Annotated in this window: 1 protein-coding gene; it reads right to left on the minus strand. The window is 67.9% G+C overall.

The window, feature by feature from the left end; all coding sequences use genetic code 11:
* A partial coding sequence (locus P7F60_RS15015) for a ParB/RepB/Spo0J family partition protein (RefSeq protein WP_277918553.1) occupies positions 1–453 on the minus strand: 453 nt, incomplete at its 3' end.
* Between the last annotated feature and the right edge of the window lie 33 nt (positions 454–486).

Raw genomic sequence — 486 nt, forward strand, 5'->3', positions numbered from 1 at the left:
CAGCAATTCCTCGTCGGTCAAATCGCGGACGATGGCGCGTACCTTCTGCCCCTGCCCCAGCCCGGCAATCGCCCGCACCCGGCGATGCCCGTAGATCGTCTGATAGCGATTGGCGCGTTCGGGATGCGGGCGCACCAGCACCGGCACCTCCTGGCCGTTTCGGGCGATGGAGGCGGCGAGCTGTTCGATGGCGGCGCTGTCCTCCGCGCCGCCGAGGCGGTCGGGATAAGGCGACGGGTCGATGGCGGCTGGATCGAGTTCGACCACGCGGCCGTCCTTGGTGATATGCGCCAGCGTGTTGCGCAACGCCCCGACCGCCCCGGCGCTGACGCGCGGATGCAAGTGCTCTTCGCGGGGCGGCAGCGGGCCGTCCTTGGCATCTTTGGAAGGTGTCGCCTGCCCCGTCATCAGGGCGCTCAGCATGGTGTTGCGGCTGGACGGTTTGCGGCTCATTTGCGCCCCCAGGATTGTTTGAGGAGATCGAAC

The sequence above is a fragment of the Rhizobium sp. YJ-22 genome (genome assembly GCF_029601685.1).
Classification (GTDB): Bacteria; Pseudomonadota; Alphaproteobacteria; order Rhizobiales; family Rhizobiaceae; genus Metarhizobium.